This is a genomic window from Enterobacter sp. QK-SA4 (genome assembly GCF_056856775.1).
In genome coordinates, this window is the sequence record NZ_JBXFXH010000003.1 from 48843 (window position 1) to 72510 (window position 23668).

At 53.8% G+C, this 23668-nt stretch carries 19 protein-coding genes and 5 pseudogenes; 9 read left to right on the forward strand and 15 right to left on the reverse strand.

Annotated features, from left to right (window positions below; all coding sequences use genetic code 11):
• Positions 1-173: 173 nt before the first annotated feature.
• The gene (locus AC1VYI_RS00480) at positions 174-893 is read left to right on the forward strand and encodes a replication initiation protein (RefSeq protein ID WP_013263795.1); all 720 of its coding nucleotides are present in this window, start codon (positions 174-176) and stop codon (positions 891-893) included.
• 1691 nt (positions 894-2584) lie between these two features.
• Here AC1VYI_RS00480 and AC1VYI_RS00485 read toward each other — a convergent pair.
• The 3 genes from AC1VYI_RS00485 to cynR all read right to left on the reverse strand — a co-directional run bounded on the left by AC1VYI_RS00485 (position 2585) and on the right by cynR (position 5335).
• Positions 2585-3565: an IS5-like element IS5 family transposase gene (locus AC1VYI_RS00485; RefSeq protein ID WP_000019402.1), complete on the reverse strand. Its 981-nt coding sequence runs from the start codon at positions 3563-3565 to the stop codon at positions 2585-2587.
• A gap of 205 nt (positions 3566-3770) precedes the next feature.
• Positions 3771-4388 carry a DUF2238 domain-containing protein gene (locus AC1VYI_RS00490; RefSeq protein ID WP_003032543.1) on the reverse strand — a complete coding sequence of 206 codons (618 nt, stop codon included), beginning with the start codon at positions 4386-4388 and terminating at the stop codon, positions 3771-3773.
• A gap of 59 nt (positions 4389-4447) precedes the next feature.
• Positions 4448-5335 (reverse strand): transcriptional regulator CynR, encoded by an 888-nt coding sequence (gene cynR, locus AC1VYI_RS00495; RefSeq protein ID WP_109023025.1) that lies wholly within the window; start codon positions 5333-5335, stop codon positions 4448-4450.
• A gap of 109 nt (positions 5336-5444) precedes the next feature.
• Between cynR and AC1VYI_RS00500 the strand changes: the two genes are divergently transcribed.
• The 3 genes and pseudogenes from AC1VYI_RS00500 to AC1VYI_RS00510 form a co-directional block, all read left to right on the forward strand.
• The gene (locus AC1VYI_RS00500) at positions 5445-6104 is read left to right on the forward strand and encodes a carbonic anhydrase (RefSeq protein WP_003032549.1); all 660 of its coding nucleotides are present in this window, start codon (positions 5445-5447) and stop codon (positions 6102-6104) included.
• Positions 6105-6133: 29 nt separating this feature from the next.
• A complete protein-coding gene (cynS, locus tag AC1VYI_RS00505) occupies positions 6134-6604 on the forward strand; it encodes a cyanase (RefSeq protein ID WP_003032552.1) in 471 nt (156 codons plus the stop codon).
• 48 nt (positions 6605-6652) lie between these two features.
• Positions 6653-6958: pseudogene (locus tag AC1VYI_RS00510) on the forward strand (cyanate transporter); the annotation flags it as partial.
• Between the two features lie 21 nt (positions 6959-6979).
• On the opposite strand, the gene AC1VYI_RS00515 reads toward AC1VYI_RS00510, so the two are convergent.
• On the reverse strand, positions 6980-8011 hold the full coding sequence (locus tag AC1VYI_RS00515) for an IS630-like element ISEc33 family transposase (RefSeq protein WP_003033020.1): 1032 nt from the start codon (positions 8009-8011) through the stop codon (positions 6980-6982).
• A 1178-nt stretch (positions 8012-9189) separates the two neighbouring features.
• Here AC1VYI_RS00515 and AC1VYI_RS00520 point away from each other — a divergent pair.
• From AC1VYI_RS00520 to AC1VYI_RS00535, 4 genes and pseudogenes are all read left to right on the forward strand, one after another.
• Positions 9190-9894 carry an IS6-like element IS26 family transposase gene (locus AC1VYI_RS00520; protein ID WP_001067848.1) on the forward strand — a complete coding sequence of 235 codons (705 nt, stop codon included), beginning with the start codon at positions 9190-9192 and terminating at the stop codon, positions 9892-9894.
• Positions 9895-9950: 56 nt separating this feature from the next.
• Positions 9951-10847: pseudogene (locus tag AC1VYI_RS00525) on the forward strand (IS110-like element IS4321 family transposase); the annotation flags it as partial.
• 276 nt (positions 10848-11123) lie between these two features.
• Positions 11124-12896 (forward strand): annotated as a pseudogene (locus tag AC1VYI_RS00530) (Tn3 family transposase); the annotation flags it as partial.
• Between the two features lie 78 nt (positions 12897-12974).
• Positions 12975-13979, forward strand: a complete 1005-nt coding sequence (locus AC1VYI_RS00535; protein WP_094309343.1) for an IS110-like element IS5075 family transposase — start codon at positions 12975-12977, stop codon at positions 13977-13979.
• A gap of 720 nt (positions 13980-14699) precedes the next feature.
• On the opposite strand, the gene msrA is transcribed toward AC1VYI_RS00535, so the two are convergent.
• The 11 genes and pseudogenes from msrA to AC1VYI_RS00590 form a co-directional block, all read right to left on the reverse strand.
• The gene (msrA, locus tag AC1VYI_RS00540) at positions 14700-15194 is read right to left on the reverse strand and encodes a peptide-methionine (S)-S-oxide reductase MsrA (protein ID WP_001567377.1); all 495 of its coding nucleotides are present in this window, start codon (positions 15192-15194) and stop codon (positions 14700-14702) included.
• A complete protein-coding gene (gene msrB, locus AC1VYI_RS00545) occupies positions 15184-15645 on the reverse strand; it encodes a peptide-methionine (R)-S-oxide reductase MsrB (protein WP_001567378.1) in 462 nt (153 codons plus the stop codon). Before msrB ends, msrA begins: the two co-directional genes overlap by 11 nt.
• Positions 15646-15668: 23 nt before the next feature.
• Positions 15669-15806 carry a hypothetical protein gene (locus AC1VYI_RS00550; RefSeq protein WP_021243014.1) on the reverse strand — a complete coding sequence of 46 codons (138 nt, stop codon included), beginning with the start codon at positions 15804-15806 and terminating at the stop codon, positions 15669-15671.
• Positions 15807-15879: 73 nt separating this feature from the next.
• A complete protein-coding gene (locus AC1VYI_RS00555) occupies positions 15880-16386 on the reverse strand; it encodes a DUF417 family protein (RefSeq protein WP_001567380.1) in 507 nt (168 codons plus the stop codon).
• A gap of 30 nt (positions 16387-16416) precedes the next feature.
• Positions 16417-16677, reverse strand: a complete 261-nt coding sequence (locus AC1VYI_RS00560) for a DUF1471 domain-containing protein (protein ID WP_001567381.1) — start codon at positions 16675-16677, stop codon at positions 16417-16419.
• Between the two features lie 212 nt (positions 16678-16889).
• On the reverse strand, positions 16890-17447 hold the full coding sequence (locus tag AC1VYI_RS00565) for a TetR/AcrR family transcriptional regulator (RefSeq protein WP_001567382.1): 558 nt from the start codon (positions 17445-17447) through the stop codon (positions 16890-16892).
• A gap of 96 nt (positions 17448-17543) precedes the next feature.
• Positions 17544-17810 (reverse strand): YdgH/BhsA/McbA-like domain containing protein, encoded by a 267-nt coding sequence (locus AC1VYI_RS00570; RefSeq protein ID WP_001567383.1) that lies wholly within the window; start codon positions 17808-17810, stop codon positions 17544-17546.
• Positions 17811-18183: 373 nt separating this feature from the next.
• Complete coding sequence (locus AC1VYI_RS00575; protein WP_000427623.1) at positions 18184-19188, reverse strand: IS110-like element IS4321 family transposase; 1005 nt, start codon at positions 19186-19188, stop codon at positions 18184-18186.
• 78 nt (positions 19189-19266) lie between these two features.
• Positions 19267-20850: pseudogene (locus AC1VYI_RS00580) on the reverse strand (Tn3 family transposase); the annotation flags it as partial.
• Between the two features lie 54 nt (positions 20851-20904).
• Positions 20905-21609: an IS6-like element IS26 family transposase gene (locus AC1VYI_RS00585; protein WP_001067855.1), complete on the reverse strand. Its 705-nt coding sequence runs from the start codon at positions 21607-21609 to the stop codon at positions 20905-20907.
• Positions 21610-22482: 873 nt separating this feature from the next.
• Positions 22483-22770 (reverse strand): thermonuclease family protein, encoded by a 288-nt coding sequence (locus tag AC1VYI_RS00590; protein ID WP_009486461.1) that lies wholly within the window; start codon positions 22768-22770, stop codon positions 22483-22485.
• Between the two features lie 292 nt (positions 22771-23062).
• On the opposite strand from AC1VYI_RS00590, the pseudogene AC1VYI_RS00595 reads away from it, so the two are divergent.
• Positions 23063-23499 (forward strand): annotated as a pseudogene (locus AC1VYI_RS00595) (IS66 family transposase); the annotation flags it as partial.
• Between the last annotated feature and the right edge of the window lie 169 nt (positions 23500-23668).

Consider the following 23668-nt stretch of genomic DNA (forward strand, 5'->3'; position numbering starts at 1 on the left):
TTAGAGCTATATAACTCATTGATTTAAAATCATAAATAAGTGTTATCTCTGGGAATTAGCCCACCTTGTTATGGGAATTGGCCCACCTTAGACGAAACTGTAAAAAATGTATTTACTTGTTTGAACTTTGTGGTAGTGTGGAGAGTAATTTTTAACCCACAAAGGCAAGGCGCATGGATAAGTTGCTGAACAAAAAGATAAAAGTTAAGCAGTCTAACGAGCTTACCGAAGCTGCTTACTACCTCTCGCTAAAAGCAAAGCGCGTTCTCTGGTTATGTCTTATGCAGACGTATTTCACAGCTTCAGTAAGCGAAGATGATGATGAGATGGCTGTACTCGGTGACTCTACTTTCAAAGTAAAGGTGGCTGACTATCAGCAAATTTTTCAGGTAAGCCGTAACCAGGCTATCAAGGATGTTAAAGAAGGCGTGTTTGAGTTAAGCCGTTCTGCGGTAATCTTTTACCCGAAAGAGGGGCGTTTTGACTGCGTCGCGCGCCCCTGGCTAACAGAGGCTGGCAGCCGATCAGCTCGTGGTATCTGGGAAATCGAATTTAACCATAAACTCCTGCGGTACATTTACGGCCTGACGAACCAGTTCACCACCTACTCGCTCCGCGATTGTGGCAGTCTTCGAAATCCCCGGACGATCCGCCTTTATGAAAGTCTTGCTCAATTCAAATCTTCAGGCTTATGGGTTACTACTCATGCTTGGTTAAATGACCGTTTCCTTTTGCCGGAATCCCAACAGAAGAACTTGGCAGAGTTGAAACGATCTTTCCTTGATCCTGCACTCAAGCAGATAAATGAGAAAACACCTTTACTTGCTAAGTATAGTATTGATGATTCAGGAAAATTTCTGTTCTCAATAATTGATAAGCAAAATCCCGTCTGACATAAATCAGCACACATGAGCCTGTCATTTGACAAATTTTTGTCATGAAGATGGGCGAATTTCCACACAGCACCGGCGCCCGGCAAGATGGGCGGATTCCCACACGACAGCGGCGCCCGGCAAGATGGGCGGATTTCCACACTACAGCGGCGCCCGGCAAGATGGGCGGATTTCCACACGGCAGCGGCGCCCGGCAAGATGGGCGGATTTCCACACGGCAGCGGCGCCCGGCAAGGTGGGCGGATTCTCACGCGGCAGCGGCGCCCGGCAAGATGGGCGGATTTCCACACGGCAGCGGCGCCCGGCAAGGTGGGCGGATTCTCACGCGGCAGCGGCGCCCGGCAAGGTGGGCCGATTCCCACGCGGCAGCGGCGCCCGGCAAGGTGGGCCGATTCTCACGCGGCAGCGGCGCCCGGCAAGGTGGGCCGATTCCCACGCGGCAGCGGCGCCCGGCAAGGTGGGCGGATTCTCACGCGGCAGCGGCGCCCGGCAAGATGGGCGGATTTCCACACGGCAGCGGCGCCCGGCAAGGTGGGCGGATTCTCACGCGGCAGCCTCGCCCGGCAAGGTGGGCGGATTCCCACACGGCAGCCTCGCCCGGCAAGGTGGGCGGATTCCCACACGGCAGCCTCGCCCGGCAAGGTGGGCCGATTCCCACGCGGCAGCCTCGCCCGGCAAGGTGGGCGGATTCCCACACGGCACCGGCGCGCGGCAAGGTGGGCGGATTCCCACACGGCACCGGCGCGCGGCAAGGTGGGCCGATTTCCACACGGCACCGGCGCGCGGCAAGGTGGGCCGATTCCCACACGGCAGCCGCGCCCGGCAAGGTGGGCCGATTCCCACGCGGCAGCCTCGCCCGGCAAGGTGGGCCGATTCCCACGCGGCAGCCTCGCCCGGCAAGGTGGGCCGATTCCCACGCGGCAGCCTCGCCCGGCAAGGTGGGCGGATTCCCACACGGCACCGGCGCGCGGCAAGGTGGGCCGATTCCCACACGGCACCGGCGCCCGGCAAGGTGGGCCGATTCCCACACGGCAGCGGCGCCCGGCAAGGTGGGCGGATTTCCACACGGCAGCGGCGCGGGGCCAGTGGGATTCAGGAGAATAGGTGTTTTACCGAATGCCCTGACGAGGCGTAAAAAAACCGCTTGGCGGCGGCCTCATAAAGCAGAAAACCCGCTCAAGGCGGGTTATCTGCTCTGTAGCCTGTGATGCTTCGCGGGCATCCGGCATACAGCGAGGTGAAATTCTTCTTTTGGCATGTTAATTATACGTCTAACGCGGCATATGATCAAACCTGTATTAAATAAGCCACTGTACCGTTTATAATGCTCTCAGATCAAAGAGGTAAAGCCCGTTTAGCCGCCTGTGTGATGAGCCAGTTCAGACTCTTCAAAATCGAATTTGGTACTAAACAGGACCCGAACCGTGGGCAAGCACACGGCAACGGTATAGCCCTCTTCCGGTTTCGCACCCGGAAGCCTGGGCGGCAGCGTGGTGAAATTCTTCTTTTGGTTAAGTGAATGGCATAACCGGATGGGCGGATTAGGGAAGGTGCGAATAAGCGGGGAAATTCTTCTCGGCTGACTCAGCCATTTCATTTCTTCATGTTTGAGCCGATTTTTTCTCCCGTAAATGCCTTGAATCAGCCTATTTAGACCGTTTCTTCGCCATTTAAGGCGTTATTCCCAGTTTTTAGTGAGATCTCTCCCACTGACGTATCATTTGGTCCGCCCGAAACAGGTTGGCCAGCGTGAATAACATCGCCAGTTGGTTATCGTTTTTCAGCAACCCCTTGTATCTGGCTTTCACGAAGCCGAACTGTCGCTTGATGATGCGAAATGGGTGCTCCACCTTGGCCCGGATGCTGGCTTTCATGTATTCGATGTTGATGGCCGTTTTGTTCTTGCGTGGATGCTGTTTCAAGGTTCTTACCTTGCCGGGGCGCTCGGCGATCAGCCAGTCCACATCCACCTCGGCCAGCTCCTCGCGCTGTGGCGCCCCTTGGTAGCCGGCATCGGCTGAGACAAATTGCTCCTCTCCATGAAGCAGATTACCCAGCTGATTGAGGTCATGCTCGTTGGCCGCGGTGGTGACCAGGCTGTGGGTCAGGCCACTCTTGGCATCGACACCAATGTGGGCCTTCATGCCAAAGTGCCACTGATTGCCTTTCTTGGTCTGATGCATCTCCGGATCGCGTTGCTGCTCTTTGTTCTTGGTCGAGCTGGGTGCCTCAATGATGGTGGCATCGACCAAGGTGCCTTGAGTCATCATGACGCCTGCTTCGGCCAGCCAGCGATTGATGGTCTTGAACAATTGGCGGGCCAGTTGATGCTGCTCCAGCAGGTGGCGGAAATTCATGATGGTGGTGCGGTCAGGCAAGGCGCTATCCAGGGATAACCGGGCAAACAGACGCATGGAGGCGATTTCGTACAGAGCATCTTCCATCGCGCCATCGCTCAGGTTGTACCAATGCTGCATGCAGTGAATGCGTAGCATGGTTTCCAGCGGATAAGGTCGCCGGCCATTACCAGCCTTGGGGTAAAACGGCTCGATGACTTCCACCATGTTTTGCCATGGCAGAATCTGCTCCATGCGGGACAAGAAAATCTCTTTTCTGGTCTGACGGCGCTTACTGCTGAATTCACTGTCGGCGAAGGTGAGTTGATGACTCATGATGAACCCTGTTCCATGGCTCCAGATGACAAACATGATCTCATATCAGGGACTTGTTCGCACCTTCCCTATAAGCTGGATAAATTGCAAAATGATATCTGGCGCTGGAGCGACCTGAGAAGAACCATCCTGATTTGTAAGGTTGTTGCCTGATAAACGGTGTGCTGTATAACGCAGAACCCGCCAATCAGGCGGGTTCGAGAAATTACAGTAAGCGCATTAGCTGGCGCTGATGGTAACGACCAAGCAGCAATACCGTGGTTAATGCCCCGAGCAAGGCGCAGAACATGTCCGACTGCGTATCCCACGGATCGCCCTGAGTCCCCAGGAAATCATCTGCGCCCTGGCCCATCGCCAGCGCCGCCCACCACTCGATCAATTCATAGGCTGCACTGATGGCCAAAGCGATACAGCAGACCAGAAAACCGACCATTTTACGCCCGCGCACGTAGCCGCTGCGCAGTAAAATTTCTCGCGCCGCCAGTGCCGGAACCAGCCCCTGGAAAAAGTGGCCCAGTTTGTCGTAAGGATTGCGGCTCAGGTTAAACATCTCCTGCACGTCGAAGCCGATGGGCACTTTGGCGTAGGTGTACATGCCGCCGCCGATCAGAATAAGCGCGTGGAAAAAGATAAGCGTGTAAAGGAGGGGCGTCAGCGGGTAGCGACGATGCGTGGACAATAGCAGCGGCACAATGATAATGACCGGGGTGACCTCCATGAGCCAGGTCGTGCGGTCAGCGGTAAAGAGGCCGGTGTAAATCAGGGCAAGCAACAGGATCAGCGCGCCGCCTTTGAGTGTCGATGAGAGTGCGGTTGATGTCATACTCGTCTTCTGTCTCAGTCAAAAAAGCACTATCGCCTGCTGGCGTGCGAAATTCAATGTTACCGGGTGTACGTTTTCGTCACTTCCTGCGCCATTGCCGTAAATGCCTTCACGGCGGCCGTTCTCCACGCGCCTTTGCGTAGCATCAGCGCGGCGGTTCGTTCCAGCAACTGCGGCGTCAGTGAAACGGCTTTTAATCCCTCATTTTGCGCGGCGATTGGCGATGGAAGCAGGGTGGCGAGCGTTGTACGACGCACCAGTTCCAGAATGGCATTGATAGAGTTTGCTTCTATTACTATCTGCGGATGCAGATCTCTTTGGCGGCAATAGCGATCAATTTGTTCGCGCGTCGCAAATTCCTCACTCAGTAAAATGAGTCGTTCATTATTAAGATGTGACAAGGCTACGCACTCCTGTTGCGCCAGAGGATGGCTTTCAGACACCATCAACGCAAGGGATTCCTTCAGTAGCGGCAGTACGTCGATGTCTGCCGAATGAACATCATCAAATGCGATGCCGATGTCCAGTTCATCGTTGAGCAGCAGCTCTTCCATCTTTTTCTGCGACATCTCCTGTAACGCAAGGGTGATATTGGGATAGCGCGCATAAAACCTCGCCATTAGCGGCCCGATAAGCCACGAGGTAAACGTGGGGGTAACGGCGACACGCAGTGAGCCACGGCTCAAATCCTCGACATCATGAATTGCCCGCTTTCCCTCTTCCAGCGATCTCAGCGCATTTTTCGCGTAACCCAACCAGGCTTCGCCAGCATCGGTGAGCTGAATATGGCGACCACTGCGATCGAACAGTTGCGCGCCAAGTGACTCTTCAAGCTGTCTGATTTGCTGAGAAAGCGCGGGCTGCGAAACGTGAAGCGCCGTGGCGGCACGGGTAAAGCCTCGATGCTCAGCGACTGCCAGAAAGTAGTGAATATGTCGTAACAGCATCATCTTTTCCATAAGTTTTACCAATAGACTTGATTATAAATGAGTCTTTTATCTTATGGAACGTAGCGAGTAGCCTGTGTCCATTCCATAGTGAGACAGAGGAACAATCGTGAAAGAGATTATTGATGGCTTTTTGAAATTTCAGCGCAGCGTCTTTCCCGAACGCGCCGAGCTTTTCAGATCGCTGGCAAACCAGCAAAACCCACGCGCGCTTTTTATATCGTGTTCAGATAGCCGCCTGGTGCCGGAGCTGGTGACGCAGCGTGAGCCTGGCGATCTGTTTGTCATCCGTAATGCGGGCAACATTGTTCCTTCTTATGGCCCGGAACCGGGAGGCGTTACCGCATCGGTGGAGTACGCCGTGTCGGTTTTGAAAGTAAATGACATTGTTATATGTGGTCACTCTGACTGTGGCGCCATGACGGCCATCGCCGGATGCCATTGCCTGGACAGTATGCCCGCCGTCAGCCACTGGCTGCGCTATGCCGATTCAGCCCGCGTGGTGAATGAATCACGCACGCATATTTCATTGCAGGCGAAAACCGCATCAATGGTGCGTGAAAACGTTATCGCACAGCTGGCCAATATTCAGACCCACCCGTCAGTACGCCTGGCGCTGGAAGAGGGGCGGATGGCATTACACGGCTGGGTTTACGACATCGAACGTGGCGATATTGCCGCCTACAACGGTGCCAGCGGGCAGTTTGTCTCGCTTGCCGAAAATCCAAATACCTGCGCGATGCCGCTTCGCAGCCTCACCGCAGCTTAATTTTTTCTCTCTATACAGGAGGTTCCATTATGATCCACGCACAAATTAACCGCGATATTCGCCTCTCTTTGGCTGACCAGATTCTGCTTATCAAAGCGAAAAAAGATCTGACCTTTGCGCAACTCACCGATGGTACGGGCTTATCTGAAGCTTTTGTTACCGCGGCCTTGCTGGGGCAGCATGCACTGCCGGCTGATGCGGCGCGTCTGGTTGGTGAAAAGCTCTCACTGGATGAAGATGCGGTGCTGCTTCTGCAAATGATCCCACTGCGCGGCAGTATTGACGATCGCGTACCCACTGACCCGACCATTTATCGCTTCTATGAAATCCTGCAGGTGTATGGCTCTACGCTGAAGGTGCTGGTGCATGAGAAATTTGGCGACGGCATTATCAGCGCCATTAACTTCAAGCTGGATGTCAAAAAAGTGGCTGACCCGGAAGGCGGTGAACGCGCGGTGATTACGCTTGATGGCAAATATCTGCCGACAAAACCTTTCTAAACCCGAGTAAAGCCTGGCGCGTTATCCGCGCCGGGCTCAAAGAACAATATGAATCAATCTCCTCGTACGGGTCTGATGCTCCTTGTGTTGGTGCTGATTGGCCTGAATATGCGTCCGCTACTCACGTCAATCGGGCCTTTACTCCCGCAATTACGTGCGGCCAGCGGCATGAGTTTTACTGTGGCTTCTCTTCTTACCGCATTACCGATGGTCGCGATGGGCGGACTGGCGCTGGCGGGAGGCTGGATCACTCGTCATATTCGCGAGCGTGATAGCGTGGCGGTCGGTCTGTTGATGATCATTATTGGGGCGCTAATGCGTGAGCTGGCGCCTCACAGCGTGGTGCTGCTGACTAAATAGCTGCGCCTAATACCGCTACACTTTTGCCTGACCATGTTTTCCTCCGGGGAATGGGCTGGCGGTTTCCATAAAATGGCGGACCTTTTTCAGTAACTGCCACATTGAGCGGCACTGATGATTACGGGTTATCGTGTCATGAAGTGCCTGCCATAGCCGTTCCACATGATTCACCCACGGCGAGTAAACCGGCTGGTAAATTACCCTGAACTTGGGATTTGCTTTCAACCAGCGCTGTGTTTCGCGGCTTTTATGGATAATGTAGTTATCAACGATCAGCGTGATTGTTTTCGCCCGCCGGTAAGTGGCTTTCAGGTGCTTCAGCAGAGCGATAAACAGCGCTGAACTTTTGCTGTTGCCGCCCACGTAGCTGACTTTACCCGTGCCACTGTGCAGTGCGCCGGCCAGATAGTATTTTTCGTTCTGCCCCGGCGTCACTACCCGTTTCTGCTGTCCGCGCAACTGCCAGTCCGCACCGATTTTAGGATTAAGGTGAATATCCACTTCATCTTCATAAAATACCGGATGCTCTGCGTTGCATTCATCCAGCGCTTTGTGGATTACCGCCATCTTTTCATCTTTATGTGGGTCACGGATGCGCAGAGTTGGCGCGGCCCTGCGCCATACAAGCCCCGCAGATGGCAACCAGCGGCGAACGGTTCCTGCATGTAACTGGCAACCGGTTATCTCATTGATTTTTATTGCCAGTAATTCGGTGCTCCAGCGTGAACGTTGATAACCAAAATCGCCGGGAGAATGCTTTATCAGCTCACGTAACAGGGTGCAGATATGTTCAAAAGGCCAGCGTCGGGAGCGCCCTGCGGGTAAGGATTTCAGGCCTTCAATACCTGAGTGCGTAAACCAGTTAATCCAGCGACCAACGGATGAACGGGCACAACAGAGAGTTCTGGCAACATCGCTGACCCGTTCACCCCGATGAAGCATCAGCATGGCCGTGAGTCTGCGGGCATGATTTTTATCGCGCGTTTTATGAATAGCTTTCTGCATCAGGCGTCGTTCGCCACGGGGTATTGGTGCTATGATCGGCATCGCTCAGTCCGGTTGGTGGTTTTGGTTGGTTTGGCGAATGATCAGATCGCGCAATCCGGGCTGAGTTCCCTTTCAGTGATCTACTATTCCGCGCAGCTATTTAGTGTTGGCCTGCGGGTTCCCCCGCACCCGCTGTATGTAGTATCGGCAGCATCTGAGAAAACCACTACATGTAGTTATCAGCGCCACAACGGCGCGGGGACGAGTGCGGTTCGGAAAAATTGGGGTTTTACCGAATCCGGCAAAAGATTGCTTCCTATAACGTCCGCTTCTGGCACACAGCAGCCGTTAAGATGTAAGGCCTTACGCCAACTAAATCTAATGGGACAGATTTAGTTGGTGATGGTCAAGTAATCTGCAAACGGTCACCAAGTAAAATGCAAATGGGTAGTCAAGTCCGATGCAATTACGCACCCGGCAAGGTGGGCCGATTCCCACACGACAGCAGCGCCCGGCAAGGTGGGCGGATTTCCACACGGCAGCGGCGCCCGGCAAGGTGGGCCTATTCCCACACGGCAGCGGCGCCCGGCAAGGAGGGCCGATTCCCACACAGCACCGGCGCGCGGCAAGGTGGGCCGATTCCCACACGACAGCAGCGCCCGGCAAGGTGGGCGGATTTCCACACAGCACCGGCGCCCGGCAAGGTGGGCCGATTCCCACACGGCAGCGGCGCCCGGCAAGATGGGCGGATTTCCACACAGCACCGGCGCCCGGCAAGGTGGGCCGATTCCCACACGGCAGCGGCGCCCGGCAAGGTGGGCCGATTCCCACACGGCAGCGGCGCCCGGCAAGATGGGCGGATTCCCACACGGCAGCGGCGCCCGGCAAGATGGGCGGATTTCCACACGGCAGCGGCGCCCGGCAAGGTGGGCCGATTCCCACACAACAGCGGCGCCCGGCAAGATGGGCGGATTCCCATATCGACATGTATGTAGCTTGTGTTATCCGTGGATTGTGCAGCTCAGCGGGTCGCTTGTCGTATGGCGTAGTGTCCCCCGTAACCGGCCGCGTGCGGCCGCTAACGCGCAGTACGGCGCCGCGACCCGAAGGCGGGCCGCCGTTCCCGCGCGCAGGCGCGCGGCGCCCACTGCGCACCCCCGTGGGGGACGTACGGCGGCACTGTTGCAAATAGTCGGTGGTGATAAACTTATCATCCCCTTTTGCTGATGGAGCTGCACATGAACCCATTCAAAGGCCGGCATTTTCAGCGTGACATCATTCTGTGGGCCGTACGCTGGTACTGCAAATACGGCATCAGTTACCGTGAGCTGCAGGAGATGCTGGCTGAACGCGGAGTGAATGTCGATCACTCCACGATTTACCGCTGGGTTCAGCGTTATGCGCCTGAAATGGAAAAACGGCTGCGCTGGTACTGGCGTAACCCTTCCGATCTTTGCCCGTGGCACATGGATGAAACCTACGTGAAGGTCAATGGCCGCTGGGCGTATCTGTACCGGGCCGTCGACAGCCGGGGCCGCACTGTCGATTTTTATCTCTCCTCCCGTCGTAACAGCAAAGCTGCATACCGGTTTCTGGGTAAAATCCTCAACAACGTGAAGAAGTGGCAGATCCCGCGATTCATCAACACGGATAAAGCGCCCGCCTATGGTCGCGCGCTTGCTCTGCTCAAACGCGAAGGCCGGTGCCCGTCTGACGTTGAACACCGACAGATTAAGTACCGGAACAACGTGATTGAATGCGATCATGGCAAACTGAAACGGATAATCGACGCCACGCTGGGATTTAAATCCATGAAGACGGCTTACGCCACCATCAAAGGTATTGAGGTGATGCGTGCACTACGCAAAGGCCAGGCCTCAGCATTTTATTATGGTGATCCCCTGGGCGAAATGCGCCTGGTAAGCAGAGTTTTTGAAATGTAAGGCCTTTGAATAAGACAAAAGGCTGCCTCATCGCTAACTTTGCAACAGTGCCGCCAAAGTTGATCGAATTTTTGGCGACATGCCCCGCTACAACCATCGCAATGGAAGCCTGTGGCGGTTCTCACTTTATGGCACGCAAGTTGGAAGGGTTGGGGCATTCCCCAAAGCTGATATCACCACAATTTGTCCGCCCGTTCGTTAAAAGCAATAAAAACGACTTTGTCGACGCCGAAGCTATTTGTGAAGCTGCATCGCGTCCGTCTATGCGTTTTGTGCAGCCCAGAACGGAATCTCAGCAGGCAATGCGGGCTCTGCATCGTGTCCGTGAATCCCTGGTTCAGGATAAGGTAAAAACAACCAATCAAATGCATGCTTTTCTGCTGGAATTTGGCATTAGCGTTCCCCGAGGAGCTGCCGTTATTAGCCGACTGAGTACCATTCTTGAGGATAATAGTTTGCCTCTTTACCTCAGCCAGTTATTGCTGAAATTACAACAGCATTATCACTATCTTGTTGAGCAGATTAAAGATTTGGAATCCCAGTTGAAACGAAAGTTGGACGAAGATGAGGTTGGACAGCGCTTGCTGAGCATTCCCTGCGTCGGAACACTGACAGCGAGTACTATTTCAACTGAGATTGGCGACGGGAAGCAGTACGCCAGCAGCCGTGACTTTGCGGCGGCAACAGGGCTTGTACCTCGGCAGTACAGCACGGGAGGTAGGACGACATTGCTGGGAATTAGTAAGCGAGGTAATAAAAAGATCCGAACTTTGTTGGTTCAATGTGCCAGGGTATTCATACAAAAACTGGAACACCAGTCTGGCAAATTGGCCGATTGGGTCAGGGATTTACTGTGCCGGAAAAGCAACTTTGTCGTCACTTGTGCTCTGGCAAACAAGCTGGCCAGAATAGCCTGGGCCCTAACGGCACGACAGCAAACTTATGTAGCATAACGGCAGAAATACACCGGTTTAAAGAATTACTGATCTGGTTTTGCGAATACTGATATTGATGATACTAACGGCCCACCGGCCTGTTGAGGAACCTGTAAAACGGAAAGGCTCATTGAAGCCGTATATTTTCTGGAGGTTCATCAGGCGCGGAACTCATCAAGGCGCGGGAATAAAATCCCATTCAGACGCCGGATAGATTCAAGCAAGCCAACTTGTCGTCAAAATCGGTGTTGCAAAAACGGGAGTGACCATAGATTCCGTTTTCCAAGCGGACCCCTTAAGTTACGGGCGGCACCAGCCGCCAAGGGCGTACTCGATGCCATCGAGGTGCTTCGCGGCATGAACAGCGACAACGCCCGCAAGGTGCCCGCCGACGCGCCGACCGCATTCATCAAGCCACGCTGGGCGAAACTGGTGCTCACGGACGATGGCATTGACCGGCGCTACTACGAGCTGTGCGCCCTGTCAGAGCTAAAGAACGCGCTGCGATCAGGCGATGTCTGGGTGCAGGGTTCGCGCCAGTTCAAGGACTTTGATGAGTACCTGGTGCCGGCCGAGAAGTTCGCTACTCTGAAGCTGGCCAACGAATTGTCGCTGGCAGTGGCCACCGATTGCGATCAGTATTTGCACGACCGACTGGCATTGCTGGAACAGCAGCTTGCCACCGTCAACCGCATGGCGGCGGCCAATGATCTGCCGGATGCCATCATTACCGAGTCCGGCCTGAAGATCACGCCGCTGGACGCGGCGGTGCCGGAGACCGCACAAGCCCTAATCGACCAGTCGGCGATGCTGCTGCCACACGTCAAGATTACCGAACTGCTGATGGAAGTTGATGAGTGGACAGGCTTCACCCGGCATTTCACGCATCTGAAGACCGGCGACACGGCCAAGGACAAAACCTTGCTGCTGACGACGATCCTGGCTGATGGCATCAATCTCGGGCTAACCAAGATGGCCGAATCCTGCCCAGGCACGACTTACGCCAAGCTGTCGTGGCTGCAAGCCTGGCACATCCGGGATGAAACGTACTCAACGGCGCTGGCCGAACTGGTCAACGCGCAGTTCCGGCAATCCTTTGCCGGAAACTGGGGCGATGGCACCACGTCATCGTCGGATGGCCAAAATTTCAGAACCGGCAGCAAAGCGGAGAGCACCGGGCATATCAACCCGAAGTATGGAAGCAGTCCAGGCCGGACGTTTTATACCCATATCTCCGACCAGTACGCGCCCTTCAGCACCAAGGTAGTCAACGTCGGCGTGCGTGATTCAACCTATGTGCTCGATGGCCTGCTGTACCACGAGTCGGACTTGCGGATCGAGGAGCACTACACCGACACAGCGGGCTTTACTGATCATGTCTTCGGCCTGATGCACCTACTGGGCTTCCGATTCGCGCCACGTATCCGAGACCTGGGCGACACCAAGCTATTCATCCCAAAGGGCGATGCCGCCTATGACGCGCTCAAGCCGATGATTAGCAGCGACCGGCTGAACATCAAGCAGATACGCGCCCATTGGGATGAAATCTTGCGGTTCGCCACTTCGATCAAACAGGGTACGGTGACGGCCTCGCTGATGTTGCGCAAGCTCGGCAGCTATCCGCGTCAGAACGGACTGGCCGTTGCACTGCGCGAGCTGGGGCGCATTGAGCGCACGCTGTTCATACTGGATTGGCTGCAAAGCGTGGAGCTGCGCCGCCGCGTGCAGGCCGGACTCAACAAAGGCGAGGCGCGCAACGCGCTGGCCAGGGCGGTGTTCTTCAACCGACTGGGCGAAATCCGCGACCGCAGTTTTGAGCAACAACGCTACCGGGCCAGCGGCCTCAATCTGGTAACGGCGGCCATCGTGCTTTGGAACACGGCCTATCTGGAACGGGCAACCAATGCTTTGAACGGGCACGGCAAACCGGTAGACGAGACGCTGTTTCAATACCTGTCACCGCTGGGGTGGGAACACATCAATCTGACCGGCGATTACCTCTGGCGCAGCAGCACCAAGGTCGGCGCAGGCAAGTTCAGACCGTTGCGACCACTGCCACCGGCTTAACGTGCTTTATTTAATGAGATGGTCACTCCCTCCTTCCCAGTACTATGCTGAGGACAGGCTTTCATTCGGAGAACCATCATGGAAAACGTTGCGCTTATTGGTATCGATCTGGGTAAGAACTCTTTCCATATTCATTGTCAGGATCATCGTGGGAAGGCCGTTTACCGTAAAAAATTCACCCGACCAAAGCTAATCGAATTTCTGGCGACATGCCCGGCAACAACCATCGCGATGGAAGCCTGTGGCGGTTCTCACTTTATGGCACGCAAGCTGGCAGAGTTAGGGCATTTTCCAAAGCTGATATCACCGCAATTTGTCCGCCCATTCGTTAAAAGCAACAAAAATGACTTCGTTGATGCTGAAGCTATCTGTGAAGCAGCATCACGTCCATCTATGCGTTTCGTGCAGCCCAGAACCGAATCTCAGCAGGCAATGCGAGCTCTGCATCGTGTCCGTGAATCCCTGGTTCAGGATAAGGTGAAAACAACTAATCAGATGCATGCTTTTCTGCTGGAATTTGGTATCAGCGTTCCGCGAGGTGCTGCCGTTATTAGTCGACTGAGTACCCTTCTTGAGGACAGTAGTTTGCCTCTTTATCTCAGCCAGTTACTGCTGAAATTACAACAGCATTATCACTATCTTGTTGAGCAGATTAAAGATCTGGAATCTCAGTTGAAACGAAAGTTGGACGAAGATGAGGTTGGACAGCGCTTGCTGAGTATTCCCTGCGTTGGAACGCTGACTGCCAGTACTATTTCAACTGAGATTGGCGACGGGAAGCAGTACGCCAGCAGCCGTGACTTTGCGGCGGCAACAGGGCTGGTACCCCGACAGTACAGCACGGGAGGTCGGACGACATTGTTAGGGATTAGCAAGCGGGGCAACAAAAAGATCCGAACTTTGTTGGTTCAGTGTGCCAGGGTATTCATACAAAAACTGGAACACCAGTCTGGCAAGTTGGCCGACTGGGTCAGGGAGTTGTTGTGTCGGAAAAGCAACTTTGTCGTCACCTGTGCTCTGGCAAACAAGCTGGCCAGAATAGCCTGGGCACTGACGGCGCGACAGCAAACTTACGAAGCATAAAGGCAGAAATACACCAGTTTAAACAATCATTCATCTGGTTTTGCGAATACTGATATTGATGATACTAACGGCCCACCGGCCTGTTGAGGAACCTGTAAAACGGAAAGGCTCATTGAAGCCGTATATTTTCTGGAGGTTCATCAGGCGCGGAACTCATCGAGGCGCGGGAATAAAATCCCATTCAGACGCCGGATAGATTCAAGCAAGCCAACTTGTCGTCAAAATCGGTGTTGCAAAAACGGGAGTGACCATAGATTCGTTTTCTGAGACGACCCCTAGCGGTGCGTACAATGAAGCCTTTATGTTAAATAGGGGCTTTTGTTGTCCGGAAAAGGCTGAGCAAAAATACGATAAACAGTGTCATACCGGTAACCAGCATGACATAGCCGGCTGTTGGGTTATAAGTCAGACAGAAGGCTGTGCAGGCACTGGGGGCGTGTATGCGAAAAAGCCCGGCAAAACACAGACTGGCCGAGAGTCCGTAAAATAACGATCCTGCGATAACGGTCAGCATAATTCTAAACATTGTCCCTTTGTCCCTTTGACCCTAATCATCCTCATCTTTTTTCTAATATGCCCCTTAAAATCAGGATGTTGATTGTTTTGTATGCAAGAAATGGACTAAAGAAATTTGTTTGTGATCCCATTCTCGTTTCTGCATATGAACAAAAAAGCCCCGCACATGGGCGGGGCTGAATGCTGCGAGTCTGCGACGGTGACTTATCCCGGAAGCGTCCAGTCAGGTCGTTCAAAATGGCAGGTATAGCCGTTGGGATTATGCTGCAGGTAATCCTGATGCTCTGGCTCTGCAGACCAGAACTCACCGGCCTGCTCTACTTCTGTCACCACGACTCCGGGCCAGACTCCTGAATCATCTATTTCACGGATAAGCTGGTTTGCCTGCTGCTTTTGCTCCTCTGTGGTGAAAAAGATGGCTGAGCGGTAGCTTGAGCCGACGTCATTACCCTGACGAAGTATTGTTGTAGGGTTGTGAATACTAAAGAAATATTCCAGTAGTTTTCGGTAGCTCAGTTTATCCGGGGAATACACCACCTTCACCGCCTCCGCATGTCCTGGGTGGTGCTGGTATGTCGGGTTATCATTACGTCCGCCGGTATAGCCCACTTCGGTGCTGACCACGCCATTGAGTTTGCGGATCAGCTCCTGGACACCCCAGAAACAACCACCGGCAAGGATTGCCACATCAGTTTTCATGCTTATCTCCTTTCTCAAACAGGGGAAGAAATTCACCGTATCCTTCTGTTTCCAGAGCGCCTTTCGGGATAAAACGCAGTGAAGCCGAGTTAATGCAGTAACGTAATCCACCGGTATCCTGTGGCCCGTCAGGGAAGACGTGTCCCAGATGGCTGTCACCGTGATGGGAACGCACTTCAGTACGCACCATGCCGTGACTGAGGTCGCTCAGGTTGCGGACGTTGTTTTCCACTGGTTTGCTGAATGCCGGCCAGCCACAGCCCGAATCAAATTTGTCCTTCGACGAGAACAGTGGCTCACCGGAGACGATATCCACGTACAGTCCGTCCTCAAAGTGGTCGTCATATTCTCCGGTAAACGGGCGCTCAGTGGCGCTTTTCTGGGTGACGCTGAACTGCAGTTCCGTCAGTGCCTGAATGGTCTGTGGGTCTTTTTTATACGGTTTGTTCATATCGCTCTCCTGACAAATCTCACTCACCGGGACGGGTCCTGCTCATGAATAAGATCCAGATAGTGTTTTTCAAAGTCCGGGTTGGCGGGGAGCGACTTATTTTCCAGGTAGCGCTCTAAAAAGTAGCGGGGAGTGATCCCCGCCCGAAAGGCGGCTTCCATGCCTCTCACCATGAACCCGGGAGTGGTGTCATATTTGCTGGCCAGAAATATCAGGCTGCTGCGTAATTCAGGGTCACCCCATGGCTGACAATGCGTCAGACGAGCGGGGTTTGTGCACGGCGCTGAGTTGCTTCGCCCTCCGGTTAATCAGTGTCCGTCGCAGGTCATGACGCAACAGCACCAGTCCAGCCCCAATCAGAAGAACATCCTTGATAATGAAGCTGTCAATGCGACCCAGCTGCGGCAGAAGGCTCAGGGTGACGATGCCGGTGCCTGCCACCATCAGGGCGCCTGCTGCACCCACTGCCGGCCGGAAAAATCCGGCAATCAGGGCCAGAAGGGTGATATTTTCCACCACGCCGAGTGCGTAGCTGAGCCCCTGAACGCCGAGAGCCGGATACAGCGCACCGAGCCAGGTGCCTGGCAGCAGGTGGTGAAGGGCATTGGCCTCGAAGGCAAACCATTTGTAGGTGCCAAACAGGGCGAAGATGAAAATCACTGACAGCCGCAGAACCATAATGTCCAGGCCTGACGTTTTACGAAGTAACCGGCGCAGTTGTGTCTCGACGTTATTTTTCATGGTGTGTGTCCTTTTATTTTCGTTTTGTGTTTATGCAAACAGCGTGGCGCGGGCATGAACGAAACGGGCCTGCTCAAGCTCAGAAATCAGATAAGCGGCAGCGCCATGTTCAAGGGCTTCGCGGATAACCTCCCGCTCCAGCTCATCCACGGAAGACACCCAGCCAACAGAGAGTGTACGGACCGGTACCAGAGCTGCTTTTTCTTCCTCAGTAAGATCGGATTTGATGATGACCGGTCCATGGGCTTTACGGGTGAAGACAGCGATAACGTCGTTGATAAGTGCTTTCATGATGATGCCCCCTGCATGTCTGTTTTATTGTGTTGTCGTGTTGTTAATATTTATTCTACCTACCAGTAGATAGATTGGCAAGGGGTAACTGGAAATTAAACGCAAGGAAAGTCTTAATGTCTTCTGAGGCCCCCGGAATACAGGCGTTGTCAGCGGTGATTTTTTTGAGTGCTGGCTGCCCCGGTTAAACCGGGGCAGCCACAGGCGTGGCTTTACGGGCGGGAGAGTAGCTGAATAAGCGCGCTCATGGTGCGGGAACAGGCATCATGAGGAGGGATCCGATTGAGCATCAGGGCCCCTTTAATGGCGCTGCCGATGATAATGGCCACGTCAGCCGGCTCAGCAGTAAAAGCCAGTTCACCGCTTTCACGACCCGAAACCAGCACACTGGTCAGGATGCGCAGGTCGGTTTGTGCCAGTCGTGAGGTGGCTTTCTGAAGAGGTTCTTCAAACAGGGCGCTGTCGGACAGCATGGCGTGAATGCCACACATCTGGCCGCTGTCGGCGCATTTGAGAAATGCGTCCATATAACCCTGCAGACGGGCTTTACCCGGTGGCAGCTGTAACAGGGCAGCTTCCAGTTTCAGCAGGCTGGCCTCCTTGTATTCACAATAGGCAAGCCCGAGGTCGGTTTTGGTCTGAAAATGGTAATGGATACTGGCCTTCCGTATTCCCAGACCGTCAGCGAGATCAGCATAGCTGAAGCCCTGGTAGCCGTTCTGCTGGATAAGGGTATCAGTCAGTTCAATCAGACTGTCATGGGTGGACATAATGTTCTCCTGGCACCTGCGGGTGCCTGTTATTCAGACACAACTGCGCCCGGAAACCAGAAGGGTTCCGGGCGCAGTTGCGAGGGTAACGGGTATTCAACGATACAGGACAGCGGTACCGGAAAGTTTATTCATACCGGTGGCACTGGTGATGCGGTAGTGTGTGGCCCCGGCATCAGCGGCTTTCATATCCAGTGAGGCCACCAGGTCATCCAGGGTGGTGAAGCCACCGGAAGAGACCACCCCAATTTTTTGCAGCGATGCTGCTTCGCTGCGGGAAACCATTTGCGGGCTGGCGGCATAGCTCAGTGCGCTGGCGGACAGGGCGATGATGGCAAGGGTGGTTTTGATGATGTTTTTCATGATGACGCTCCTGATGTTCTGTTGTGTGTTTTTGTTTGTGTGTCGTGTTGTTAAAATCAAATATACCAACCAGTAGATAGGTTGGCAAGTGTTAATTGGGGTCCGCTTGGAAAACGAATCTATGGTCACTCCCGTTTTTGCAACACCGATTTTGACGACAAGTTGGCTTGCTTGAACCTATCCGGCGTCTGAATGGGATTTTATTCCCGCGCCTTGATGAGTTCCGCGCCTGATGAACCTCCAGAAAATATACGGCTTCAATGAGCCTTTCCGTTTTACAGGTTCCTCAACAGGCCGGTGGGCCGTTAGTATCATCAATATCAGTATTCGCAAAACCAGATCAGTAATTCTTTAAACCGGTGTATTTCTGCCGTTATGCTACATAAGTTTGCTGTCGTGCCGTTAGGGCCCAGGCTATTCTGGCCAGCTTGTTTGCCAGAGCACAAGTGACGACAAAGTTGCTTTTCCGGCACAGTAAATCCCTGACCCAATCGGCCAATTTGCCAGACTGGTGTTCCAGTTTTTGTATGAATACCCTGGCACATTGAACCAACAAAGTTCGGATCTTTTTATTACCTCGCTTACTAATTCCCAGCAATGTCGTCCTACCTCCCGTGCTGTACTGCCGAGGTACAAGCCCTGTTGCCGCCGCAAAGTCACGGCTGCTGGCGTACTGCTTCCCGTCGCCAATCTCAGTTGAAATAGTACTCGCTGTCAGTGTTCCGACGCAGGGAATGCTCAGCAAGCGCTGTCCAACCTCATCTTCGTCCAACTTTCGTTTCAACTGGGATTCCAAATCTTTAATCTGCTCAACAAGATAGTGATAATGCTGTTGTAATTTCAGCAATAACTGGCTGAGGTAAAGAGGCAAACTATTATCCTCAAGAATGGTACTCAGTCGGCTAATAACGGCAGCTCCTCGGGGAACGCTAATGCCAAATTCCAGCAGAAAAGCATGCATTTGATTGGTTGTTTTTACCTTATCCTGAACCAGGGATTCACGGACACGATGCAGAGCCCGCATTGCCTGCTGAGATTCCGTTCTGGGCTGCACAAAACGCATAGACGGACGCGATGCAGCTTCACAAATAGCTTCGGCGTCGACAAAGTCGTTTTTATTGCTTTTAACGAACGGGCGGACAAATTGTGGTGATATCAGCTTTGGGGAATGCCCCAACTCTTCCAACTTGCGTGCCATAAAGTGAGAACCGCCACAGGCTTCCATTGCGATGGTTGTAGCGGGGCATGTCGCCAAAAATTCGATCAACTTTGGCCGGGTAAATTTTTTACGGTAAACAGCCTTCCCGCGACGATCCTGGCAATGAATATGGAAAGAGTTTTTACCCAGATCGATACCAATGAGCGCAATGTTTTCCATGATAGTTCTCCGAATGAAAGCCTGTCCTCAGCATAGTACCGGGAAGGAGGGAGTGACCATCTCATTAATTATCCCACGCTAAGACTGTTTTTTGTACAAAGCGGTATCGACTGTACGTAATGAGCGGTATTTTCCGGATCCCAGCTTAAGATTATTACGCCAGACGTAATCTCCACTCAGATTGATATGTTCCCAGCCCAGGGGAGAAAGATGAGAGACCAGTTGCTCATTTATCGGGATACCCTTTCGTTTTAGTGACTCAATAGCTCTTTCTATATATACCGTGTTCCACAACGTGATCGCTGCTGTCAGTAATGTCAGCCCGCTGGCGCGATAACTCTGATTCTCCAGCCCACGATCCCTTATTTCACCCAGACGGTGCAAAAAGACCGCTCGCGCAAGGGCATTACGGGCCTCACCCTTATTCAGCCCCGCCTGCACGCGTCGGCGCAGACCGGGATCACGGAACCAGTCCAGCATAAATAGTGTCCGTTCGATGCGGCCAATCTCTCTCAGCGCTTTGGCAAGTCCATTCTGTTTTGGGTAACTGGCTAACTTTTTCATCATCAGTGATGCGGTGACTGTCCCCTGCTTAATCGAGGTTGCCAGGCGCAATACCTCATCCCAGTGCGACTCAATGTCTTTGATATTTAGGCAGGTTGTTGATATGACAGACTGAAGCCCCGGATAGCGCTCGGCCTTTCCATGAATAAACAGCCGCTTGTCATGAAGATCACGGATCCTTGGCGCAAAAGCGAATCCCAGCAGGTGCATCAGGGCGAAAACATGTTCAGTGAAGCCTGCGGTATCGGTGTAATGCTCGGTAATTTCCAGATCGCTTTCATGGTACAGCAGGCCATCAAGCACGTGGGTTGAGTCGCGCACCCGGCTGATCACTTTGGCGTAGAACGGGCTGTATTGGTCTGAGATATGCGTATAAATCTGCACGCCCGGCTCCTGACCATATTTAAGATTGACCTGACCGGCATAACGTCCGTGACTGCCTACCCGAAAGTTCTGCCCGTCTGACGACGATGTTGTCCCGTCGCCCCAGAATGCGGCCAGAGGCCGCTCTTTCTGTGCGTTGACCAGCTCGGCCAGTGCCGCTGAATAAGTTTCATCCCTGATGTACCATGCCTGAATACCTTCGAGTGACGATCTTGTGGCCCCAGGGCAGGATTCCGCCATTTTTGTCAGCCCAAGGTTGATGCCGTCAGCCAGAATGGTGGTCAGCAACAGTCTTCCGTCTTTTGGTCTGACGTTATTATTTTTGAGGTGCGCGAAGTGACGCGTAAATCCCGTCCAGCTATCAACTTCTTCCAGTATCTCCGTAATTTTCGGATGGGGAAGCATGCCATAGACCAAATCTGCAAAGGGCGAAACACCTGAAGGAACGCTGTTCTCCAGTGGAGTGATTTTTACGCCTTTATCTGAGATATCTACATCGGGCAAATCACCGGCAAGCGCCATCGCGTTAACTTCTTCCAGCCGAGATGCAAGAAGAGTCATACGGGCCTGAAGGTATGCCTGGCTATCGGTCTGAACGGCCAACTGTAACTGGTCATTATGTCGGGATTTCTCAAACTCAGCAGTCGGGATGAGATAATCATCAAAATTTTTGTAGCGGCGCGATCCTTTTACCCAGATATCACCGGAACGTAATGGGCACTGTTGCAAAGTTAGCGATGAGGCAGCCTTTTGTCTTATTCAAAGGCCTTACATTTCAAAAACTCTGCTTACCAGGCGCATTTCGCCCAGGGGATCACCATAATAAAATGCTGAGGCCTGGCCTTTGCGTAGTGCACGCATCACCTCAATACCTTTGATGGTGGCGTAAGCCGTCTTCATGGATTTAAATCCCAGCGTGGCGCCGATTATCCGTTTCAGTTTGCCATGATCGCATTCAATCACGTTGTTCCGGTACTTAATCTGTCGGTGTTCAACGTCAGACGGGCACCGGCCTTCGCGTTTGAGCAGAGCAAGCGCGCGACCATAGGCGGGCGCTTTATCCGTGTTGATGAATCGCGGGATCTGCCACTTCTTCACGTTGTTGAGGATTTTACCCAGAAACCGGTATGCAGCTTTGCTGTTACGACGGGAGGAGAGATAAAAATCGACAGTGCGGCCCCGGCTGTCGACGGCCCGGTACAGATACGCCCAGCGGCCATTGACCTTCACGTAGGTTTCATCCATGTGCCACGGGCAAAGATCGGAAGGGTTACGCCAGTACCAGCGCAGCCGTTTTTCCATTTCAGGCGCATAACGCTGAACCCAGCGGTAAATCGTGGAGTGATCGACATTCACTCCGCGTTCAGCCAGCATCTCCTGCAGCTCACGGTAACTGATGCCGTATTTGCAGTACCAGCGTACGGCCCACAGAATGATGTCACGCTGAAAATGCCGGCCTTTGAATGGGTTCATGTGCAGCTCCATCAGCAAAAGGGGATGATAAGTTTATCACCACCGACTATTTGCAACAGTGCCACAGAAAATTACCTGAACTGCGTCAACTCGGAGTCTGGCCGCGTGCGCGTGGAAGCAAAGCGGGCGAGCGAAGAATACGGGCGAGTGCTGCGGCGCTATCCGCTGAAACCCGGCGAGACGGTCGAGCGTCCGCAACGCGGGGAAGTCGTCAGCAGCTCCGGGGTTCTCCCCCCACTGGACCCAGGCGAATACTAAGCGCGGCGGTGTGTAATAGACGGAGCGCGAGGCGACTACTGGTCAGGGTTTGCGCAAGGCGGGTGTGTAATAGACGGGAGGGGATCGATCCGGCGATCCAGCCTGTGGATAGTCCGTCTATTACCCACCCGGTTCCGTCGTTTACCCACCCAACCCCGTCTATTACCCACCGGAAACCGTCTATTACCCACCGAGGGGTTCTATAAGCAACTGATAATGAAGGTAAATTTTGCCTTCTGATTCCCTAAAACTCTTTAAAACAAAAAAAACATATATAAAACGTGTAGCCCTGGGGAAAACAGCCCGTGGAATTATGGACAATCCGGCAAGCCGGATACCTGCCTAACCGCTTCGCGGTTCCCCATTGACAGGCCAGGGACAACCGCGAGCGGTTGCCCCCACCCTGCCAACAGGTCGGCAGTTGCCCACAATACCACCGGCTCAAGCAACAGGATTTTTTTATATTTTTGTTTTTAAAAGAAAAAAGCGGCCGTGCTCTAGTGGCATGGCCGCGTTACGTGGTCCTATCAGGGGCTTGTGGCTCTTGCGCCTCCTCGGATCGACACAAGTGCCGATCACTGCGGCGGGGCGCTCCTGGCTCAAGCTGAAAAGCGATCAGTATCCGCACCAGTGGCGACGGCGTTCCCTCCACGCATTCGGGCCGGGCCTCCACTCAACGGCTAACCCCTCGGCCATGAGGGTTTGCCCCACGTCCCGCCCGTCGATCAGCAGGTGAACAAGGCGGCGGTCGTACTTGTCGGCTTGGCCGGAATCGACAACCTCGATGCGCTGAGCGTTGGCAACCAGTTCGCGGAGGCGTGCGGTTGCCTCGCGGCCCTTCGTCAGCTCGGCGTCGCACCTGGGCTTGTAGGTTTCCGGGGTGTCAATCGACAGCAGGCGCAAGCGTTGACCGTTGTATCGTAACCGTCCGGTGATTCCACCTTGAGCCAAATCGCCTGCCGACCAAAAGGCTCGAAGCTTACCACCCGGTCGATTCCGGTCAGATCCAGAAACGCCTCGTCGATGGAGTAGACATCCACTCTCGATGCCAGAGCTTCCAGGGTCGTCATCACCCGCCGGCTTATATCGCCATTTGTGTGGAATAGAGAATCAATTGGAACGGGGGCTTTGCTCGCCCCCCCTTGAACTTCTCATACCCAACCTGTTTGGCTATAGCTACTGAGGAGATCGCGGTGGCCCACCAAATCTTCCGGTCATCCTGTTCAATTACACCGCTAGCCGTACCCAGGAGGTGCCGCAGCGCCTCCTGGAGGCAGAAAGGCGTCGAGCGTATAGGTTGCTGGGCATGCGCGGCGCAAGTTCATCAGAAAACTCAATCCAAGGGCAAGATCGGCCGAGCGGAGATGGCACTGACTCTTATCAACAAGCTCTACGGCATCGAGCGCGACATGGAAGAGGCGGGCGATGCCCAGCGATACCAGACGCGCCAGTCGCAAAGCCAGGCTTTCCTGGAGCAACTGAAAGCTAGGCTGGACAAAACCCCTCCCCAGGTCACGTCGTCAAAGTGCCTTGGGCAAGCAATCAATTGCCTTGCGAGCAACTGGTTAAAGCTGATCCGCTACATCGAAAGGGGGACACCTGCCCATCGACAACAACCCTGCCGAGCGGGCGAGCCACCTTCTCATGTACATATGACCAAAGCGTCGCCCGTCTCCTCCCGTTATGTCATGCCTACCCACGACGGAGTATTGACGGTCTCTGTGCGCCAGAGCATAGTTTTCCCGAAGGGCGCTTAGGTACATATCTTCATGTGCTGTCCAGGCGCAGTTGCGTTTAGAGT

Excerpts from the sequence above, each read along its gene's own strand:
- AC1VYI_RS00560 (WP_001567381.1), bottom strand. The coding sequence starts at position 16,677 with ATGAAAGCACTTATCAACGACGTTATCGCTGTCTTCACCCGTAAAGCC.
- msrB (WP_001567378.1), bottom strand. The coding sequence starts at position 15,645 with ATGAACAAACCGTATAAAAAAGACCCACAGACCATTCAGGCACTGACG.
- AC1VYI_RS00565 (WP_001567382.1), bottom strand. The coding sequence starts at position 17,447 with ATGTCCACCCATGACAGTCTGATTGAACTGACTGATACCCTTATCCAG.
- AC1VYI_RS00555 (WP_001567380.1), bottom strand. The coding sequence starts at position 16,386 with ATGAAAAATAACGTCGAGACACAACTGCGCCGGTTACTTCGTAAAACG.
- AC1VYI_RS00485 (WP_000019402.1), bottom strand. The coding sequence starts at position 3,565 with ATGAGTCATCAACTCACCTTCGCCGACAGTGAATTCAGCAGTAAGCGC.
- AC1VYI_RS00490 (WP_003032543.1), bottom strand. The coding sequence starts at position 4,388 with ATGACATCAACCGCACTCTCATCGACACTCAAAGGCGGCGCGCTGATC.
- cynS (WP_003032552.1), top strand. The coding sequence starts at position 6,134 with ATGATCCACGCACAAATTAACCGCGATATTCGCCTCTCTTTGGCTGAC.
- AC1VYI_RS00575 (WP_000427623.1), bottom strand. The coding sequence starts at position 19,188 with ATGGAAAACATTGCGCTCATTGGTATCGATCTGGGTAAAAACTCTTTC.
- AC1VYI_RS00520 (WP_001067848.1), top strand. The coding sequence starts at position 9,190 with ATGAACCCATTCAAAGGCCGGCATTTTCAGCGTGACATCATTCTGTGG.
- cynR (WP_109023025.1), bottom strand. The coding sequence starts at position 5,335 with ATGCTGTTACGACATATTCACTACTTTCTGGCAGTCGCTGAGCATCGA.
- AC1VYI_RS00535 (WP_094309343.1), top strand. The coding sequence starts at position 12,975 with ATGGAAAACGTTGCGCTTATTGGTATCGATCTGGGTAAGAACTCTTTC.
- AC1VYI_RS00585 (WP_001067855.1), bottom strand. The coding sequence starts at position 21,609 with ATGAACCCATTCAAAGGCCGGCATTTTCAGCGTGACATCATTCTGTGG.
- AC1VYI_RS00550 (WP_021243014.1), bottom strand. The coding sequence starts at position 15,806 with ATGGAAGCCGCCTTTCGGGCGGGGATCACTCCCCGCTACTTTTTAGAG.
- AC1VYI_RS00480 (WP_013263795.1), top strand. The coding sequence starts at position 174 with ATGGATAAGTTGCTGAACAAAAAGATAAAAGTTAAGCAGTCTAACGAG.
- AC1VYI_RS00570 (WP_001567383.1), bottom strand. The coding sequence starts at position 17,810 with ATGAAAAACATCATCAAAACCACCCTTGCCATCATCGCCCTGTCCGCC.
- msrA (WP_001567377.1), bottom strand. The coding sequence starts at position 15,194 with ATGAAAACTGATGTGGCAATCCTTGCCGGTGGTTGTTTCTGGGGTGTC.
- AC1VYI_RS00515 (WP_003033020.1), bottom strand. The coding sequence starts at position 8,011 with ATGCCGATCATAGCACCAATACCCCGTGGCGAACGACGCCTGATGCAG.